This window comes from Kitasatospora sp. NPDC023176 (genome assembly GCF_055560495.1).
This window is the reverse complement of sequence record NZ_JBVHIP010000006.1, coordinates 127,773-146,353: the sequence shown is the minus strand read 5'-3', so window position 1 is coordinate 146,353 and position 18,581 is coordinate 127,773. Positions and strand designations below refer to the sequence as shown.

Sequence of the window (18,581 nt, the reverse complement as noted above, 5' to 3'; positions counted from 1 at the left end):
CGCCGCCCCGGGCTGACGGTCCCCTGGTCAGCCAGGACGGAACGGCCGGATTCTGACGCCCGCTCCGGCCGCGACTTGCGCCACGGCGCCCGGACCGTCGAGGCGTAGCCCCGGACGGTCGGTCACGCTCTGTCACTCGATCACCCCTCAGCGGACTCGCCGTCACGCTATGGGGTCAAAGGCACACGGGGGGGCTTCAACAGCGCCTTCTGGGCCCGGTGAATATCCGTCCGAAGTGGTTCGGGACCGCTATAGCAACCCCCGTGCGGAGTAATAGTCGCATCACCGAATCGCGCCAAGATCGTGCCACGGTAAGCTGACGGCATGACAGGACAAGTTCGCACCGTCGACGGTCGCGTCGCCGGGCGACGCGGACAGGAGACGCGGCAGAAGCTGCTCGACTGCCTCCGCGAGATGCTCAGCACGTCGCCCTATCGGGACGTCAAGGTCATCGACGTCGCCCGTATGGCGGGTACCTCCCCCGCGACCTTCTACCAGTACTTCCCGGATGTCGAGGGCGCAGTCCTCGAAATCGCCGAGGAAATGGCCAAGGACTCCGACACCCTCAAAGAGCTGGTGGCCGGAAAGTCCTGGGCAGGGAAGTCCGGACCGACCACTTCGGAAGAACTGGTCGACGGATTCCTCGCCTTCTGGCGCAAGAACGACGCCATTCTCCGAGTGGTCACGCTCGGTGCCGCAGAAGGGGACAAGCGGTTCTTCAAGATCCGCATGACCGTCCTCAACTCGGTCGCCAAGCCACTCGCGGAGGCCGTCAAGGAACTCCAGGCGAAGGGTCAGGCCGACAAGTCGCTCGACCCGAACGCCGTCGCCGGGGCCCTGGTCTCGCTGCTCGCCTCGGCGGCCGAGCACCAGAAGGCCTTCACCTCCTGGGGCGTCAAGGTCAAGGACCTCAAGCCCAACCTCGCTCCCCTGGTGTACCTGGGCGTCACCGGCAAGAAGGCGCCCAAGTAGGACCATCCGTTCGATCCACCATCCGCTCCGCGCGCAGCCCCGGCCTCCTGTCCGGGGAACGACGGACGGCGGCCGTGTCCTCGGGGGAGGTCCGCCGACGTACCGCACGCGCGCCAGACATGCCGGTGGGCGGGCACCCCTCACACAGGGTGCCCGCCCACCGGCATGTGCTGTTGTCCGCCCGCTCGCCTCCGGGGCGCCCCTTCGGCTCGGGGCGGGCTACCGGAAGCTCGGGCAGTTCACGGGCAGCGCACGACCTGCCCGGCGTAGGCCAGGCCGCCGCCGAAGCCGAAGAGCAGGACCGGGTCGCCCGGGGAGAGCTCGCCGCGCTCGACCAGCTTGGAGAAGGCGAGCGGGATCGAGGCGGCCGAGGTGTTGCCGGAGTCGACCACGTCCCGGGCCACCACCGCGTCGGTGAGGCCCAGCTTGGCGGCGATCGCGTCGATGATCCGCAGGTTGGCCTGGTGCGGGACGAAGCCCTTCAGCTCGGCCGGGTCGATCCCGGCGCGCTCGCAGGCCTGGCGGGCCAGCGGGGCGAGCTGGGTGGTGGCCCAGCGGAACACCGACTGGCCCTGCTGGCTGATCACCGGGTCCCACCCGGTGATCACCACGGCGTCGCCCCGTTCCGGCTCGGAGCCCCAGACCACCGGGCCGATGCCGGGCTCGGCGCCCTCCTCCTGGGCCTCGACCACCGCGGCGCCCGCGCCGTCGCCGAAGATCACACAGGTGGAGCGGTCGGTCCAGTCGAGGGTGTCGGACATCCGCTCGGCGCCGATCACCAGGGCACGCCGCGCCGCCCCGGCCCGGATCGCGTGGTCGGCGGTGGCCAGCGCGTACGAGAAGCCGGAGCAGACCGTGTTGATGTCGTACGCGGCGGGCGAGCGGACGCCCAGCCGGGCGGCCACCGCGGCGGCGGTGTTGGGGCTGCGCTCGATCGCGGTGCAGGTGGCGACCACGACCAGGTCGATCTCCGCCGCCGTCCGGCCGCTGTGGGCCAGGGCCTTCTGCGCGGCCTCGGTGGCGAGGTCGATCACGGTCTCACCCTCGGCGATGTGCCGGGTGCGGATGCCCACCCGGCTGCGGATCCACTCGTCATCGGTGTCGACGAGAACCGCCAGATCGTCGTTGGAGAGGATCTTGGGGGGCTGGTAGTGCCCGAGTGCCACAATGCGCGAACCGCTCATGCTGCCATGGAACCGGGTTACCCGCTGGTCAGTCGGGCATGACCGGCTACAGGATCCGCCCCGGTGATCTGTAGGGGCTCCACAAGGCCCTTGGGGCGCCTGGGTCCGGGGCGTACGCCGAGGTCAGGCTGCCAGCGAGCCGGCGTCGCCCATCACGATCACCGGGTGGGCCGCCGGGTCCAGGGTGCGGATCAGCTGGGCCATCTTGTCCTCGGGTATCGACACGCAGCCGTGGGTGGGGCCGTCGTGGTCGACGTGCAGCCAGATACCGCCGCCCTTCTTGCTGCCCATCGGGCGGCGCATGTCGAGCGGGGAGCTGCCGGCGACCCGGTTGTAGTTGATCGCGACCACGTAGTCGAAGGAGCCGGCCAGCTGGTCGCCGAAGAAGCCCGTCCCGGAGACCACGAAGCCGGCGTCCTTGTCGTACGGGAGCTTGCTGCCGGGGTTGTCGTTGTGGCCGCCCGCGTCGGTGAGGTCGAAGACGCCGATCGGGCTGCGCAGGTCGCCCTCGTTGTGGTCGGTGGTCCAGCCGTTCTTGCCGTTGTGGCCCTGCCAGGTCTCACCGGCCAGCCAGCGGCCCTCGGGGGTGCGGGTCCACAGGGTGACGCTGTTCTTGTCGGTGTCCTTGCCCTGGCCGGTGGCGACCACCACCTGGTTGGTCGCGGCGGGGATCTTCGCGGTGAAGGCGGCGCCGAGGCCGGGTATCGCGGCCAGCGAGCCGTCCGGGCGGGTCTCGCCGCGGCCGGCCGCCGGGGTCGCGGACTGCCGGTCGGCGGCGGCCTGGACGGCGGCGGGGGCGGGCGACGCGGGGTGGTCGGGCTTGCTGACGCCCTCCGGCCCGGGGCCGTCGGCGGCGGCCGCGACGGACTTGGTGCCGTCCTGGCCGACGGTGTACCAGCCGGCGGCGGCCGCGACCAGCAGCGCGGTGCCGGCCATCACGGCCTTGCCGTGGCGCTTCTGCTTCGCCTTGCGCCGCCGGCCCCGGGCGGCGGCCCGGCCGCCCGGGGCGGGGGCGGCGGCGGGGGTCACGGAGGCGAGGGGGACGACCGGGGCGAGCTGCTCGTGGACCGGCTGCTCGTACTCCTGCTGCGCGTACGCCTGCCCGTAGGCCTGCTGCTCGTAGGCCTGGTGCGCGTAGGCCTGCTCCTGACGGGCCGGCTCCTGGTAGCCCTGGTCCGGCTCGACCCCGTACGGCTGGAACGGCTGGTCGTACGCCTCGAAGTACCCGTCAGCCGGCTGCCGGTACTCGCCGTAGCCGCCCTGCGGGACGGACTGCGGGACGGGCTGCGGGACGGGCTGCGGGTAGGGCTCGTACACGCTGTACGGCGCCTCGTGCGACTGCTGCGGCACCCCGTACACCGGCTCCTGCATCGGCTCGTACGGCGGGTACTCGGTGGCGCGATGGGAACCGGACATGCTGTCGATCCTGCCAAACGTCCTACCCGTTGGTAAACCCGGGGCACGTGCGGGAGCCGTGAAGACGCCGCCGCCCGGACCGCGGGTGCGGTCCGGGCGGCGGGAAGTGCGCAGGTCAGAGGCGCATTGCCTGCGGGGTCTCGCGGCGCGTCAGGTCCGGGCCGTCGTACTCGCGGATGACCTCGTAGCGGGTGTTGCGCTCCATCGGGCGGAAGCCGGCGTCCCGGATCAGGCCGAGCAGGTCCTCGCGGCCCAGCTTGTTCGGGGTGCCGAAGTTGTCCGCGTCATGGGTGATCTTGTACTCGACCACCGAGCCGTCCATGTCGTCCGCGCCGTGGCTGAGCGCCAGCTGGGCGGTGGTGACGCCGTGCATCACCCAGAAGACCTTGACGTGCGGGACGTTGTCGAAGAGCAGCCGGGAGACCGCGAAGGTCTTCAGCGCCTCGGCGCCGGTGGCCATCTCGGTACGGGCCATCAGCTTGTTGCGCACGACGCCGTCCTTGGAGTCGTGGAAGTCGTGCTGGTAGCGCAGCGGGATGAAGACCTGGAAGCCGCCCGTCTCGTCCTGCAGCTCGCGCAGCCGCAGCACGTGGTCGACCCGGTGGCGGGGCTCCTCGATGTGGCCGTAGAGCATGGTGCAGGGCGTCTTGAGGCCCTTGGCGTGGGCGAGGCGGTGGATCCGCGACCAGTCCTCCCAGTGGGTGTCGTGGTCGACGATGTGCTGGCGGACCTCCCAGTCGAAGATCTCCGCGCCGCCGCCGGTCAGCGACTCCAGGCCGGCGTCGATCAGCTCGTCCAGGATCTCGTCGGCGGACAGGCCGCTGATCTTCTCGAACCAGTGGATCTCGGTGGCGGTGAAGGCCTTCAGCGAGACGTTCGGCAGCGCGGCCTTCAGCTCCCGCAGCGAGCGCGGGTAGTAGCGCCACGGCAGAGTCGGGTGCAGGCCGTTGACGATGTGCAGCTCGGTGAGCGACTCGCTCTCCATCGCCTTGGCGAGCCGGACGGCCTCCTCGATGCGCATCGTGTAGGCGTCCTTCTCGCCCGGCTTGCGCTGGAACGAGCAGTACGCGCAGGACGCGCTGCACACGTTCGTCATGTTGAGGTGGCGGTTGACGTTGAAGTGGACGACGTCACCGTTCTTGCGCGTCCGCACGTGGTGGGCCAGCCCGCCCAGCCAGGCCAGGTCGTCGCTCTCGTAGAGCGCGATCCCGTCCTCGCGGGTCAGCCGCTCACCCGCGTAGACCTTCGCCTCCAGCTCGCGCTTGAGCCCTGCGTCCATGCGGTGACCGCCTCCTCCGACATTCGATTCCTTGCCGGAATGAGGTTACGTCACTCGCCTGCTCGCCTCCGGACCGCTCTGCCCGGTGCCGACGTTCTCCTCCGGCCTGGCGGCCGGGAGGTGCCCCCACGCTCCGGCGCTCCTCCGTCGCTAGTCGCTCGTCGCTTTCGGCACCGGCGCGGCCTTCGGCTCGGGGCGGGCGGACAGCAGCTCGGCGAGCAGACCCGGGTCGATGTTGCCGCCGCTGACCACGGCGGCCACCGCCCGGCCACCGGTCTCGGCGGCGCGGTGGAAGTAGGCGGCCGGGGCGACCGCGCCGGAGGGCTCGGCGACCAGCCGGCCGCGGCGGGCCAGCAGGGCGACGGTGGCGCGGATCTCGTCCTCCGTGACGGTGACGATGTCGTCCACGTAGGTGGTGATGTGCTCGTACGGCAGCACGCCGACCGCGGGGGTGCGCAGCCCGTCCGCGATGGTGCGGTAGGTGTCGGCGACCGGCCACTCCACCCGGCGCCCGGAGCGCAGGCTCGCCTGCGCGTCGGCGGCCAGCTCCGGCTCCACGCCGACCACCCGGATGTCCGGGCGGGTGAGCTTGAGCGCGGCCGCCGTCCCGCCGATCAGGCCGCCGCCGCTGACCGGCACCAGGACGGTGTCCAGTTCGGCCGGGGCGTCCTCGGCGATCTCCAGGCCGACCGTGCCCTGGCCCGCGATGATGAACGGGTCGTCGTACGGCGGCACCCAGACGAAGCCGTGCCGCTCGGCCAGCTCGCCCGGCAGGGTGTCCCGCTCCCCCGGCGGGACGAGGATCACCTCGGCGCCGTACGAGCGGGTGGCCTCCACCTTCACCGTCGGCGAGGTGTCCGGCATCACGATCACGGCCTTGATGCCCAGCAGCTGCGCCGCGTAGGCGACCGCCTGCGCGTGGTTGCCGCTGGACTGGGCGACCACGCCGCGGGCCCGCTCGTCCGCGGTGAGCGCGGCCAGCCGGTTGTAGGCGCCGCGGGTCTTGAAGGCCCCGGTCGGCTGGAGGTTCTCCGGCTTCAGCCAGAGTCGCCGCTCGCCCTCGGCCGCCCAGGGGGCGGGGACCAGCGGGGTGCGCACGGCCACTCCCGCGATCCGCTGCCGGGCCGCGCGCAGCTCCTCCAGACCGACCAGTGCCATGTCGTCACTCTCCTACGGGGGGTAGTTCGCTCACCCGGTTCTCCCACTTCGTGGAGAGTACGACGGTGGTGCGGGTGCGGGCCACACCCTTGGTGCCCGAGATCCGCTTCACCACCGACTCCAGGCCGGCCACGTCGGCCACCCGGACCTTGAGCATGTAGGAGTCGTCACCCGCGATGAACCAGCAGTCCTCGACCTCGTTGAGGTCCTTCAGCCGGAACGCGACGTCCTCGTGGTCGGCCGCGTCCGTGAGCTGAAGGCCGATCAGGGCCGTGACGCCGAAGCCGAGCGAGGCCGGGTTGACCGTCGCCCGGTAGCCGGTGATCACACCGGCCTGCTCCAGGCGGTTGATGCGGTCCGTGACGCTCGGGCCGGAGAGTCCGACCAGCCGGCCCAGCTCGGCGTAGGACGCACGGCCGTTCTCCCGGAGCGCCTGGATGAGCTGTCTGTCCACCGTGTCCATATACCGTCCGCGTCCTTCCGAACCTCGCCAGACCCACAGATCATTATCCGGATTCCAAGGCGCCATGCGCTGACCGACCCGGATATCGCAGAGAAGATACTCTCCCGCCCTCGGCCGCCTTACTCCCCCTCAGCCCGAGCGGCGTCCCCGCCGCCCGGCTTGCGGGCCGCCGCGCCCAACTCGCCCTCCCAGCGCAGGTACAGGGAGTGCGGCACGTCGACCGCGTCCAGCACCCGGCCGGCCACGAAGTCCACGAGCTCGCGCACGGTGGAGCCGCCCGCGTAGAAGCCGGGCGAAGCGGGCAGCACGACGGCGCCCTGTGTGTCGAGCTCCAGCAAGTGCTTCAACGTCACCCCGTTGAGTGGTGTCTCGCGCACGCAGACGACGAGCGGACGGCGCTCCTTGAGGGTGACGCTGGCCACCCGCTGCAGCAGGTCCTTGCTCAGGCCGAGCGCGATCCCGGCCACCGCGCCGGTGGTCGCGGGCACCACCAGCATGCCCTTGGCGGGGTACGAGCCGCTGGACGGGCCGGCCGCGAAGTCCCCGGCGGACCAGTAGCGGACGTCGTCCAGGCCCTCCGCCGTCCCCAGCCACCGCGCGAGGTCGGTGCTCCAGTGGGCGTCCCGGAAGGAGATGCCGGTCTCGTCCAGGATGGTGAGCCGGGCGGCCCGGCTGACGATCAGGTCCACCGCCTCACCGGCGGCGAGCAGCGCCCGGATCACCGAGGCCGCGTACGGCGTCCCCGACGCTCCCGAGACCCCGACCACCCACGGTTGACGCTTCGCAGTTCCCATGGGTCAATTCTGTCCCGGCTCCACCTGCGGGTTCGCCCCGGGCACGGCACAACCGGGTCCGGGAACGCGCTCCCCCTGGGAGGATGGGCGCATGGCAGCGACCCTCGTCGACCTCACCCATCAGGTGACCACCGCGATGCCGGTCTACCCCGGCGATCCGGCCGTCCTGCTGGAGCCCGCGCTCACCACCGCCACCGCCGGGGTGAACGTGCTGGCCCTGCACCTCGGCTCGCAGTCCGGGACGCATGTGGACGCGCCGTACCACGTGGACGTCACCTGGCCGACCCTGGACGGACTGCCGCTGGAGCGGTTCGCCGGCCCGGCCGTGGTCGCCGACCTGCGTGGGCTGGAGCCCCGGACGGCCGTCACCCCCGAACTGCTGGCGCCCGCGCTGGAGCGCTGCGGCGAGGGCACCGTCCTGCTGCTGGCCACCGGCTGGGCCCGGCACTGGGGCACCGACACCTACCTGGCCCACCCCAGCCTGACCACGGCCGCCGCCGAGGCGATCGTGGCCGCCGGGGTTCGGACGGTCGGTGTGGACGCGCTGAGCGTGGACCCCACCCCCGACCCGGGGCCGGACGACCCGGCGGTGGCCGCGCTGCTCGCCGACCTCACCGACGAGCACGACGGGCCCGACCCCGTCGAGGAGCCCACGCTGGCCGCCCACCGGGTGCTGCTGGGGGCGAGCGGCGGCGGGGTGATCGCCGAGAACCTGACCGACCTGCGGGCGCTGCTGGCGGCGCAGGAGGCCGGCCGGCCGGTGGAGGTCTCGCTGTTCCCGCTGCGGCTGGTGGCGGCGGACGGCGCTCCGGTGCGGGCGGTGGCCCGGCTGGGCTGACCGGCCGCCGCCGGAGCCCGCACTTGGTCTAGACCAACATCGGTGGCGCCACTAGGCTGTCCGGCCATGGCTGAGATCATCGGAGTGGTCGAGCGACTCTGGCGCTACCCCGTGAAGTCCACCGGCGGCGAGCGGCTCGACTCCGTCGACGTGGACGTGCGCGGCCTGGCCGGCGACCGCCTCTACGCCGTCCGTGACGCCTCCGGCAAGCTCGGCTCCGGCAAGAACACCCGCCGCTTCCGCCGGATGGACGGCCTGCTCCGGCTCTCCGCCCGCCTCGGCCGCCGGATCGACGGCCCCGAACTGTTCGACCCGCTCGGCCGCCCGGTCGACCACCCGACCGCCTTCCTGCGCGCCTACCTCCAGCGCGCGGACGTCGAACTCGCCCGCGAGGACGCCGTCCCGCACTTCGACCGGCTGCCGGTCAGCGTGCTCACCACCGCCACCCTGGACTGGGTCCGCGAGGCCGTCCCCTTCACCGTGGTGGACGAACGCCGCTTCCGCCCCAACATCGTGCTGCGCACCCCGCCCGGCACCCCGCCCTTCGTCGAGGACACCTGGCTCGGCCGCCGGGCCCACGGCGAGACCCCGGACAGCGCCCGGCTCGCCTTCGTCAGCTCCAGCGAACGCTGCCCGATGTCCGGCGCCCCGCAGCCGGGCCTGCCGCACGCACCCGAGATCCTCAAGGCGCTCGTACACGCCCACGACGGCCGGCTCGACGCCCTCGCCGAAGTCGCCGCCCCGGGGCGGCTGCGCCTGGGCGACCGGCTGGTACTGGACTGAGGCACCGGCACCTCCGACGGCGAAACCGCGGGTCGGAGCCGTCGAACCGACCCGCGGCCCGCGTTGCTAGCCGCGGATCAGGCAGAAGGGGTGGCCCGCCGGGTCCGCGTAGACGCGCCAGCCGCCGGCGTCGTGGAGGGGGACCGCTCCGAGGGCGAGGACCTCGGGCCCGGCGGCGTCGAGGTCCGGCACGTCGATGTCCAGGTGGGCCTGCTGGGGGTGGTCGGGGCTCGGCCAGCGGGGCGGACGGTGGTCGGCGACGGCCTGGAAGCAGAGCACCGTGCCGTCGTCCAGGTGCAGGGTGGACCAGCCGGCGCCGAGCGACCAGCGGGGGTCCGGGCGGTCGACCTCACCGCCGAGCAGCCCGGCGTAGAAGCGGGCGAGCAGGCCCGGGTCCGGACAGTCGAGGACCAGGCACTGCAGCTTGCCGATCACGGTTCTCCTCGCGGTCTCCTCAGCGGCCCTGGTGGCCGGGGCCGGGCAGGGCGACCGCCCGTAGGTAGGCCTCGACGAACAGGTCCAGCACATCCTCCAGGGGCGGCAGCCCGGCGCCGAGGGCGGGCTCCAGCACCGGCCTGAACAGTACGTGGTTGAGCAGTGGGCCGAGCATCAGCTGGACCAGCACGGGGAGTGGCAGCGGGCGCAGCCGGCCCGCCTCGACGTGCGGCAGCAGCAGCCGGGCGAGGCCGTCGAACATCCGCGGCAGGTGGGCCGCCATCATCCGGGCGGCGGGGCCGTCCGGGCGGCCGAAGAGGTCGGCGAAGACCGCCGGGAGGACCCGCGGCTCGCCGTCGAAGGCCGCGGCGAAGGTGTGGTGGATCGCCCGGACGGTGTCCTCCAGGCGCTCCGGCGGGTCCGCGGCGAGCGCCTCCAGGTCCGGCAGCGGGCCGTACTGGAGGAAGACGGCGACGAAGAGGCCGTCCCGCCCCTCGAAGACGGTGTGCAGGCTGGGCAGTGAGCACCCGGCCCGGTCGGCCACGGCGTCCAGGGTCACCCCGGCCAGTCCCCGTTCGGCGACCAGGTGGGCCGCCGCCTCGATCGCCCGGTCCCGTACCGGCGGTCGTCCGCCCGGGTCGACGCCGGTGCGCCGGACCGCCTCGTCCAGCGGGGCGCGGGAGCCGCCGAGCCGGCGCAGCAGGGTGCTGCGCGAGATGCCGGCCGCCGAGGCGATCGCCGTCAGCGGGACGTCCGCGACGTCCTGCCCCCGTTCCTTCGCCGCCGTGAGGGCGGCGGCCACCAGATCGTTCATGTGAGACATCGTACTACTTGACACCTGAGACGGTTCCAGAGACGCTCTATAAGCAAGTTCCAAGCACGAGCGGCGAAGGAACGAAGGGGAGAGAGCCATGAGCGTGATCGTCTCCGGGGGCGGACCGGCCGGAATGATGCTGGGCCTGATGCTGGCCCGCGCGGGAGTCGAGGTGACCGTGCTGGAGAAGCACGGCGACTTCCTGCGCGACTTCCGCGGCGACACCGTCCACGCGTCCACCGTGCGGCTGATGGACGAGCTCGGCCTCGGCCGCAAGTTCGCCGCCCTGCCGCAGAGCCGGCTCGGCAACATGGTGGTGCCGGTGCCCGGGGTCGGCGAGGTCACCCTGAGCGCCTTCGACCGGCTGCCCGCGCCGTACAACTACATCGCGATGATGCCGCAGTGGGACCTGCTCAACTTCCTGGTCGAGGAGGCGCGGCGGGAACCCACCTTCACCGTGCGGATGAACACCGAGGCGACCGGGCTGCTCCGCGAGGGCGGCCGGGTGGTCGGCGTCCGCTACCGCACCCGGGACGGCGAGGAGGGCGAGCTGCGCGCCGCGCTCACCGTCGCCGCCGACGGCCGGCACTCCACCCTGCGCCGGGAGGCCGGGCTGGTGCCCGAGGAGTACCCGGTGCCCTTCGACGTCTGGTGGTTCCGGCTCCCCCGGCACGCCCACGAGCAAAGCACCCCGCCCAGCCTCATCCCCGGCTTCGGCGACGGCGAGATGGCGCTCAGCATCACCCGCGACGAGTACTTCCAGATCGCCTACTTCAACTCCAAGGGCTCCGACCCCCGGCTGCGCGCCGAGGGCGTCGAGGGCTTCCGCGCCCGGATCGCCCGGATCATGCCGCAGTACGCCGACCGGGTCGACCAGTTGACGGCGATGGACGACGTCCACCTGCTCGACGTCAAGCTCAACCGGCTCGACCGCTGGTACGTCGACGGGCTGCTGCTGATCGGCGACGCCGCCCACGCGATGTCCCCGGCCGGCGGGGTCGGCATCAACCTCGCCATCCAGGACGCCGTCGCCGCCGCCACCCTGCTCGCCGAACCACTGCGCCGCGGCCGGCCGACCGTCGCCGCCCTGGCCCGGGTGCAGCGGCGCCGCTGGTGGCCGACCGTGGTCATGCAGCGGCTCCAACGGGTCCTGCACGGGGTGATGTTCGTCCCGGTGCTGACCGGCCGCCGCTCCGGACCGCCCACCGCCTTCGCCACCCTCTCCCGCCGGGTGCCCGCCGTCCGGCTCGGCCTCTCCCGCCTGATCGCCCTCGGCCCCCGCCCGGAACACGCCCCGGACTTCGCCCGACGCCCCTCGGCCTGAACCGGCCCGGCCACCGCGGCCTCGCCCGGAGCGGGGCCGCGGTGCCGCCCGGCGCCGCACCCGGCGATGAACTCCTGGACGCGGACCGGCCGTTCGGGCGGGCGCTTTCCGGGGAACGACCCTCGGCATGACGATCCCCCACCGCGTGACCGGCACCGGCGACCACCACGTCCTCGTCCTGCACGACTGGTTCGGCACCAGCGCGGGCTGGGGCCCCTTCCTCGACTACCTCGACGGCAGGGCCTTCAGCTACGCCTTCCTCGACTACCGCGGCTACGGCGAACGCAAGGACGTGACCGGCGCGTACACCCTCGCCGAGATCGCCGCCGACGCGCTCGCCCTCGCCGACCAACTCGGCTGGGACCGCTTCTCCGTGGTCGGCCACTCGATGGGCGGCAAGGCGGCCCAGCAGGTCCTGGCCGAGGCGCCGCTGCGGGTGCGCAAGCTGGTCGGCCTGGCGCCGGTGCCCGCCGGGGCATACCCGCTGGACGAGGCCGGCGAGGCGCTGTTCTACGGCGCCGCCGGGGACCGGGAGAAGCGGTACGCGATCCTCGACCTGGTCACCGGGCAGCGGGCCGGCCGGGTCTGGCTGGACCGGATGGTCGACCAGTCCCTGCGGCTGTCGACCACCGAGGCCTTCGACGGGTACGTCCGGGACTGGACGACGGCCGACCTGGAGCGCCGGATCAGCGGGAACCCCGTCCCGGTGAAGGTCATCGTCGGCGCGCACGACCTCGCCCTGACCGCCGAGGCCATGCGGGCGACCTGGCTGGAGCACTACCCCAACGCCGAGTTGGAGGAGATCGACGGCAGCGGGCACTACCCGATGTACGAGACGCCGGTGGCGCTCGCCTCCTCGCTGGAGGCCTTCCTGCACAACTGACGCGCGCCCGGGCCGCGGAGCACGTCACGCTGTTCCGACGGCCCGGGACGGTCGGGTCCCGGGACCGCCGGATCAGGGCGAGTCGGATCCGGACGGTCAGATCCCGAGGCCGCGAACGACCAGGTCGACCAGGGCGAAGAAGAACAGCGAGACCCCGACGAAGCTGTTCGTCTGGAAGAACGCCCGGTTGAGCCTCGACAGGTCGTTCGGCTTCACGATGGTGTGCTCGTAGACGAAGGCGCCCGCGACGACGGCCAGGCCGATCCAGAACGCCGGGCCGGCGTCGGTGAGCACCGCGAACCAGCCGAGCAGCAGGGTCGTCAGGACGTGGCAGACCCGTGCGGCCCGGATGGCGGCCGGGACGCCGAACCGGGCCGGCGGCGAGCCGACCCCGTGCTCCCGGTCGGACTCGACGTCCTGACAGGCGTAGATCAGGTCGAAGCCGCCGATCCAGATGCCGACCGCCGCACCGAGGACCACGGCCTCCCAGGACCAGCTGCCGGTCACCGCGAGCCAGGCGCCCACCGGGCCCATCGCCTGGGCCAGGCCCAGGATCGCCTGCGGGAAGTCGGTGAACCGCTTGCCGTACGGGTAGACGACCATGGGCACCACGGCCACCGGCGCGAGGGCCAGGCAGAGCGGGTTGAGCATCGCTGCCGCGCCGAGGAACACCACCAGGGCGACCGCCGAGCCGGCGTACGCCGTCCTCAACGAGACGGCGCCGGTGACGAGTTCGCGCCCGGCGGTGCGCGGGTTCCGGGCGTCGATCTCGCGGTCGATGATCCGGTTGGCGGCCATCGCGAAGGTGCGCAGGCCGACCATGCAGACGGTGACGATGAACAACTGGCCCCAGTGCACCCGCTTGTCCGCCAGGAACATGGCGGTCAGCGCGGCGATGTAGGCGAAGGGCAGGGCGAAGACCGAGTGCTCGATCATCACCAGGCGCAGGAACGCCCTGGTGCGCCCCGGGGTTTCGACGGCCGCCGTGCTCACAGTCCGTATTCCTTCCAACGTCGGTTCACCAGTGCGGCGGTGGCCGGGTCCGAGGAGACCATCTCCGGCCAGCCGCCGTCCCGGGTGTAGCCCTCCTCGGGGAGCTTGCGGGTGGCGTCGATGCCCGCCTTGCCGCCCCAGAACTGCTGGTAGGAGGCGTGGTCGAGGTGGTCGACCGGGCCTTCGACCACGGTGAGGTCGCGGCTGTAGTCGACGTTCCCGAAGGCCCGCCAGGCGACTTCCTGGTAGTCGTGGACGTCGCAGTCGGAGTCCACCACGATGATCAGCTTGGTCAGCGACATCATGTGGGCGCCCCAGATCGCGTGCATCGTCTTCTGGGCGTGCTTGGGGTACTTCTTGTCGATCGAGACGATCACGCAGTTGTGGAAGCCGCCGGCCTCGGGCAGGTCGTAGTCGACGATGTCCGGGATGATGATCTTCAGCAGCGGCAGGAAGAACCGCTCGGTGAACTTGCCCAGCGGGCCGTCCTCCGTCGGCGGGCGGCCGACCACGATGGACTGCAGGATCGGACGGCGGCGCATCGTCACGCAGTCGATCGTCAGCGCCGGGAACGGCTCCTGCGGGGTGTAGAAGCCGGTGTGGTCGCCGAACGGGCCCTCGGGGAGCATCTCGCCGGGCTCCAGCCAGCCCTCCAGGACCACCTCGGCGTCGGCCGGGACCTGCAGCGGGACGGTCTTGCAGTCGACCATCCGGACCCGCTCGCCCGCGACGAAGCCGGCGAACAGGTACTCGTCGATGTCGCCGGGCAGCGGCGCGGTGGCCGCGTAGGTGACGGCCGGCGGGCAGCCGAAGGCGATCGCGACCGGGAGGCGCTCACCGCGCTTGGCCGCCACGGCGTAGTGGTTGCGGCTGTCCTTGTGGATCTGCCAGTGCATCCCGATGGTGCGGCGGTCGTGCCGCTGGAGCCGGTAGAGGCCGAGGTTGCGGACACCGGTGTCCGGGTCCTTGGTGTGGGTCAGGCCCAGGTTGAAGAAGGAGCCGCCGTCCAGCGGCCAGGTGAACAGCGCGGGCAGCTCGTCCAGGTTGACGTCGTCGCCGGTGAGCACGACCTCCTGGACCGGGGCGTCACCGGGCTTCACGTGCCGGGGCGGGACGTGCGCCATCGAGGCGAGCTTGCCGAAGGCGTCCCGGAACCCGGTGAAGCCCTGCGGCAGTTCGGGCTTGAGCAGACCGGCGATCTTCTCGGAGATGTCCTCCGGACCCTTGAGGCCGAGCGACTTGGCGAGCCGCCGTTCGGTGCCGAAGACGTTCATCGCGAGCGGCATCGACGAGCCCTTGACGTTCTCGAACAGCAGCGCCGGGCCCTTGGCCTTCTGTACCCGATCGACGATCTCGCCGATCTCCAGGTGGGGGTCCACCTCCGCCTTGATGCGCTTGAGATCGCCCTCGCGGTCGAGGGCCCGGAGAAACGAGCGGAGATCGTCGTATGCCATGCCTGTCAGTATCCGCCACCCGATAGCCTGGCTTGCGTCAAGGGCCCCGGGAGGCGCCCGCCGCTACCGCCCTCGCCGGGGGGAGATCGCAGCCGTGCTGAGGATTCTTCTGACCATCGTCCTTCCGATCGCGCTGTGGGTGTGGGCGTTCATCGACTGCCTGGTCACGCCCGAGGACGAGGTGAAGTACCTGCCGAAGCCGATCTGGCTGATCATCGTGCTGCTCTTCCCGCCACTCGGCCCGATCGCCTGGCTGGTGGCCGGCAAGCAGCGCGGCTTCCTGCGGACCGGCGGGCCGGACGGGCGCCCGGGGCTGCCGGCCGCCGGCAGCCGGCCGGGGTTCGGCGCCCCGCGCGGCGGGCGGCAGGTGGCGCCGGACGACGATCCGGAGTTCCTGGCGTCCCTGGGGAACGAGTCGTCGGGGAAGGGCGAGCCGCCGCAGAAGGGCGGGTCCTTGCACAAGGGCGACAAGGACCACGAGGACATGCTCCGGCAGTGGGAGGCCGATCTGCGCCGCCGGGAGCAGGAACTGCGTGGCGGGGAAGAGCCCGAGGACGGACGAAAGAGCTGATCGGAGCGGTTCGGCCGCTCCCTCGAACAGCCCACCCGGGCACCCACGGGTGGGCTGTGGCGTTTTTGGCGCTTCCCTACGACTGTGAACCCTCTGGCGCGTATCGGGTCCTTCCCGGCGCCGGGATTGAGCACCGCTTGAGCCGTACCCTAGACGGCCGTCCTACAGTGCTGTGAGACGGCCCTGACCTGCGCTTTTCTTCATGCTCAGATCATCGGACCATCACCTGCCCGACAACCCCCGGTATTCGAACGGACACCGAGCGCACAGCCTTCGAACCGGCCGCTTCTGTACAGGCCTGACAGCTAAACGAACTCGACCTTGTACGGAATCGACGCCGAAACCAGCGCACGGCCCCTCGTACAGTCATAAGTGAAGAAGTTGATTCGCAGCTGGGGGCACAGCAGACGTTGGCTGTCGGACAGTTCCCTCACCCTTGGAGTGGTTCGAGATGACGGTTGTGCATGAGGCGCCGGTCGGCGGCGAGGTCCCCGAGGTCCCGGTCGACGCCAAGGGGCGGGTCGCCGAGCTCCACGAGCTCCGCGAGAAGGTGCGCCGCGGCCCGAGCGACAAGGCCACGGAGGCCCAGCACGCGAAGGGCAAGCTGACCGCCCGCGAGCGCATCGACCTGCTGCTGGACGAGGGCTCCTTCCGCGAGGTCGAGCCGCTGCGCCGGCACCGCGCCCAGGGCTTCGGCCTGGAGGCCAAGAAGCCCCACACCGACGGCGTGATCGTCGGCTGGGGCACCGTGCACGGGCGCACCGTCTTCACCTACGCGCACGACTTCCGGATCTTCGGCGGCGCGCTGGGCGAGGCCCACGCGCAGAAGATCCACAAGATCATGGACATGGCCATCGCGGCCGGTGCCCCGCTGGTCTCGCTGAACGACGGCGCCGGCGCCCGCATCCAGGAGGGCGTCACCGCCCTGGCCGGTTACGGCGGCATCTTCCAGCGCAACACCAAGGCCTCCGGCGTCATCCCGCAGATCTCGGTGATGCTCGGCCCGTGCGCCGGCGGCGCCGCGTACTCCCCCGCGCTGACCGACTTCGTCTTCATGGTCCGCGAGACCTCGCAGATGTTCATCACCGGCCCGGACGTGGTCCAGGCCGTTACCGGCGAGAAGATCAGCCAGAACGGCCTGGGCGGCGCCGACGTGCACGCCGGCGTCTCGGGCGTCTCGCACTTCGTCTACGACGACGAGCAGTCCTGCATCGAGGAGGTCCGCTACCTCCTGTCGCTGCTGCCGCAGAACAACCGCGAGATGCCGCCGTCCGTGGTCAGCGAGGACCCGGTCGAGCGCCGCAACGACAGCCTGCTGGACCTGGTGCCCGCCGACGGCAACCGCCCGTACGACATGCGCAAGGTCATCGAGGAGATCGTCGACCACGGCGAGTACCTGGAGGTCCACGAGCGCTGGGCCACCAACGTGCTGTGCGTGCTGGCGCGGGTCGACGGCCACGTCACCGGCATCATCGCCAACCAGCCGCAGTCGCTGGCCGGCGTGCTGGACATCAACGCCAGCGAGAAGGCCGCGCGCTTCGTCCAGATGTGCGACGCCTTCAACATCCCGCTGGTCACCCTGCTGGACGTGCCCGGCTTCCTGCCCGGCGTCGACCAGGAGCACGGCGGCATCATCCGGCACGGCGCCAAGCTGCTGTACGCGTACTGCAACGCCACCGTGCCGCGCATCTCGCTGATCCTGCGCAAGGCCTACGGCGGCGCCTACATCGTCATGGACTCCCGCTCCATCGGTGCGGACCTGTCCTACGCGTGGCCCACCAACGAGATCGCGGTGATGGGTGCCGAGGGCGCCGCCAACGTCATCTTCCGCCGCGAGATCAACGGCGCCGAGGACCCGGACGCCATGCGCGCCCAGAAGATCAAGGAATACAAGAGCGAGCTGATGCACCCGTACTACGCGGCCGAGCGCGGCCTCGTGGACGACGTCATCGACCCGGCCGAGACCCGCCAGGTGATCGCCTCCGCCCTGGCGATGCTCCGTACCAAGCACGCCGACCTGCCGAGCCGCAAGCACGGCAACCCGCCGATGTAGCGCTGCGGACCGCCGCTGCGGACCGCACCGACCACCACCGCACGCCACACCAACCGGGGGAGAAACCAGGACATGACCGCTTCCGCCGAACCCCTCGTCCGTATCGTCCGCGGCAGCCTCTCCGACGAGGAACTCGCCGCCCTCACCGCCGTGCTGGCGGCTCGCGCCGCCGTCGCGCAGCAGGCCGCCGCCGCGCAGGTCGAGCCGATCGCCAGCTGGCAGCGCCTGGAGCGCCGCCCGGCGTACTACTCCCCGGTCAGCTGGCAGCAGGCCGCCTGACGGTTCCGTGCCCCGGCACCGAAGACAGGCCCCGACGGCCGGTCACCCCCTTCGGGTGACCGGCCGTCGGGCCGTCCGGCGGGCCCCGCCGGAGCGTGCCCGCGGCCGGTCCGGCGGCGGGCACCCGCCGTTCGTGGCCGACCGACCGGGCCCGAAGCGGCTCGGTAGGATACCTACCGGACGGTTTCGAGCCCGTCGCCCCGTCGGCCCCCATAGGATCGGCGGCTGCCGAGGTAGAGAACTTTCCAGGGAGGCTGCGATGGCCAGGCAGGCCCGCGCGCTGGCGACCCGCCAGACGGTACTCCTCGCGGCGGCCGAGGTGTTCGACGAGCGGGGCTACGCCGCCGCCACGATGTCCGAGATCCTGGACCGGGCCGGCGTCACCAAGGGCGCGCTGTACTTCCACTTCCACTCCAAGGAAGAGCTGGCGCTCGCCGTGATCGAGGGCCAGGGCGCCTGGATCGCCACCTGGGAGCCGACCTCGGACAGCCCGGTGCAGACCCTGATCGACCTCGGGTACGCGTTCGCCCGCGCACTCCAGGAGGACCCGCTGGTGCGCGGCAGCATCCGGCTGACGATCGAGCACGGCAGCTTCACCCAGCCGCAGATCGCCGCCTACCAGGGCTGGATGGACCTCGTCCGGGGGCTGCTGGAGCGCGCCCGGGAGGCCGGCGACCTCCACCCGGGGGTCGACCTGGCCGCGGCCTCCGGGGTGATCACCGGCGCGGTGACCGGGATCCAGCTGAGCTCCCAGGTGCTGGCCGACCGGCAGGACCTGATCCAGCGGATGGCCGACCTGTGGACGCTGATCCTGCCGGGGCTGGTCCAGCCGCACGCGCTCGCCCGGCTGAGCGTCGCCGAACGCGGCTGAGCTCCGCCGAGCACGGC

At 71.9% G+C, this 18,581-nt stretch carries 19 protein-coding genes; 9 read left to right on the top strand and 10 right to left on the bottom strand.

All coding sequences use genetic code 11. From position 1 onward, the window contains the following. The first annotated feature begins 324 nt into the window (after positions 1–324). Positions 325–972, top strand: coding sequence for a TetR family transcriptional regulator (locus ACZ3YL_RS11790; protein ID WP_188307623.1), 648 nt, complete (start codon positions 325–327; stop codon positions 970–972). A 239-nt stretch (positions 973–1,211) separates the two neighbouring features. Here the strand turns inward: ACZ3YL_RS11790 and ACZ3YL_RS11785 are convergent, their stop codons facing one another. The 6 genes from ACZ3YL_RS11785 to ACZ3YL_RS11760 form a co-directional block, all read right to left on the bottom strand. Then, entirely contained in the window at positions 1,212–2,156 is a 945-nt protein-coding gene (locus ACZ3YL_RS11785) for a beta-ketoacyl-ACP synthase III (RefSeq protein WP_465656856.1), read from the bottom strand. A gap of 123 nt (positions 2,157–2,279) precedes the next feature. Continuing rightward, positions 2,280–3,572 (bottom strand): L,D-transpeptidase family protein, encoded by a 1,293-nt coding sequence (locus ACZ3YL_RS11780; protein ID WP_465656854.1) that lies wholly within the window; start codon positions 3,570–3,572, stop codon positions 2,280–2,282. 115 nt (positions 3,573–3,687) lie between these two features. Further along, on the bottom strand, positions 3,688–4,851 hold the full coding sequence (gene mqnE / locus ACZ3YL_RS11775) for an aminofutalosine synthase MqnE (RefSeq protein ID WP_188305625.1): 1,164 nt from the start codon (positions 4,849–4,851) through the stop codon (positions 3,688–3,690). 150 nt (positions 4,852–5,001) lie between these two features. Beyond that, positions 5,002–6,009 (bottom strand): threonine ammonia-lyase, encoded by a 1,008-nt coding sequence (locus ACZ3YL_RS11770; RefSeq protein WP_188305624.1) that lies wholly within the window; start codon positions 6,007–6,009, stop codon positions 5,002–5,004. 4 nt (positions 6,010–6,013) lie between these two features. Then, entirely contained in the window at positions 6,014–6,472 is a 459-nt protein-coding gene (locus tag ACZ3YL_RS11765) for an Lrp/AsnC family transcriptional regulator (RefSeq protein ID WP_030055719.1), read from the bottom strand. A gap of 119 nt (positions 6,473–6,591) precedes the next feature. After that, complete coding sequence (locus ACZ3YL_RS11760; protein WP_465656852.1) at positions 6,592–7,266, bottom strand: UbiX family flavin prenyltransferase; 675 nt, start codon at positions 7,264–7,266, stop codon at positions 6,592–6,594. A 91-nt stretch (positions 7,267–7,357) separates the two neighbouring features. Here ACZ3YL_RS11760 and ACZ3YL_RS11755 point away from each other — a divergent pair, with 91 nt between their 5' ends. Together ACZ3YL_RS11755 and ACZ3YL_RS11750 are read left to right on the top strand one after the other, a co-directional pair. Continuing rightward, a complete protein-coding gene (locus ACZ3YL_RS11755; protein ID WP_188305622.1) occupies positions 7,358–8,104 on the top strand; it encodes a cyclase family protein in 747 nt (248 codons plus the stop codon). Positions 8,105–8,170: 66 nt separating this feature from the next. Beyond that, positions 8,171–8,887 carry an MOSC domain-containing protein gene (locus tag ACZ3YL_RS11750; protein ID WP_188305621.1) on the top strand — a complete coding sequence of 239 codons (717 nt, stop codon included), beginning with the start codon at positions 8,171–8,173 and terminating at the stop codon, positions 8,885–8,887. Between the two features lie 66 nt (positions 8,888–8,953). Here the strand turns inward: ACZ3YL_RS11750 and ACZ3YL_RS11745 are convergent, their stop codons facing one another. Together ACZ3YL_RS11745 and ACZ3YL_RS11740 are read right to left on the bottom strand one after the other, a co-directional pair. Further along, a complete protein-coding gene (locus ACZ3YL_RS11745; RefSeq protein ID WP_188305620.1) occupies positions 8,954–9,322 on the bottom strand; it encodes a VOC family protein in 369 nt (122 codons plus the stop codon). Between the two features lie 19 nt (positions 9,323–9,341). Continuing rightward, a complete protein-coding gene (locus ACZ3YL_RS11740) occupies positions 9,342–10,136 on the bottom strand; it encodes a TetR/AcrR family transcriptional regulator (protein ID WP_465656849.1) in 795 nt (264 codons plus the stop codon). Positions 10,137–10,233: 97 nt separating this feature from the next. On the opposite strand from ACZ3YL_RS11740, the gene ACZ3YL_RS11735 reads away from it, so the two are divergent. Both ACZ3YL_RS11735 and ACZ3YL_RS11730 read left to right on the top strand, forming a co-directional pair. Beyond that, positions 10,234–11,460: an FAD-dependent oxidoreductase gene (locus ACZ3YL_RS11735; RefSeq protein ID WP_188305618.1), complete on the top strand. Its 1,227-nt coding sequence runs from the start codon at positions 10,234–10,236 to the stop codon at positions 11,458–11,460. A 127-nt stretch (positions 11,461–11,587) separates the two neighbouring features. Next, complete coding sequence (locus ACZ3YL_RS11730; protein WP_188305617.1) at positions 11,588–12,343, top strand: alpha/beta fold hydrolase; 756 nt, start codon at positions 11,588–11,590, stop codon at positions 12,341–12,343. A 96-nt stretch (positions 12,344–12,439) separates the two neighbouring features. On the opposite strand, the gene mqnP is transcribed toward ACZ3YL_RS11730, so the two are convergent. Further along, positions 12,440–13,345 (bottom strand): menaquinone biosynthesis prenyltransferase MqnP, encoded by a 906-nt coding sequence (gene mqnP / locus ACZ3YL_RS11725; RefSeq protein ID WP_465657005.1) that lies wholly within the window; start codon positions 13,343–13,345, stop codon positions 12,440–12,442. Further along, entirely contained in the window at positions 13,333–14,790 is a 1,458-nt protein-coding gene (locus tag ACZ3YL_RS11720) for a menaquinone biosynthesis decarboxylase (protein WP_465656847.1), read from the bottom strand. The genes mqnP and ACZ3YL_RS11720 overlap by 13 nt, the downstream gene beginning before the upstream one ends. A gap of 94 nt (positions 14,791–14,884) precedes the next feature. Here ACZ3YL_RS11720 and ACZ3YL_RS11715 point away from each other — a divergent pair, with 94 nt between their 5' ends. The 4 genes from ACZ3YL_RS11715 to ACZ3YL_RS11700 all read left to right on the top strand — a co-directional run bounded on the left by ACZ3YL_RS11715 (position 14,885) and on the right by ACZ3YL_RS11700 (position 18,564). Then, positions 14,885–15,361, top strand: a complete 477-nt coding sequence (locus ACZ3YL_RS11715; protein WP_465656845.1) for a PLD nuclease N-terminal domain-containing protein — start codon at positions 14,885–14,887, stop codon at positions 15,359–15,361. A gap of 451 nt (positions 15,362–15,812) precedes the next feature. Beyond that, on the top strand, positions 15,813–17,414 hold the full coding sequence (locus ACZ3YL_RS11710) for an acyl-CoA carboxylase subunit beta (RefSeq protein ID WP_188309818.1): 1,602 nt from the start codon (positions 15,813–15,815) through the stop codon (positions 17,412–17,414). A 72-nt stretch (positions 17,415–17,486) separates the two neighbouring features. Beyond that, entirely contained in the window at positions 17,487–17,693 is a 207-nt protein-coding gene (locus ACZ3YL_RS11705; protein ID WP_188309819.1) for an acyl-CoA carboxylase epsilon subunit, read from the top strand. A 259-nt stretch (positions 17,694–17,952) separates the two neighbouring features. Beyond that, positions 17,953–18,564 carry a ScbR family autoregulator-binding transcription factor gene (locus ACZ3YL_RS11700; protein ID WP_188309820.1) on the top strand — a complete coding sequence of 204 codons (612 nt, stop codon included), beginning with the start codon at positions 17,953–17,955 and terminating at the stop codon, positions 18,562–18,564. Positions 18,565–18,581 lie beyond the last annotated feature (17 nt).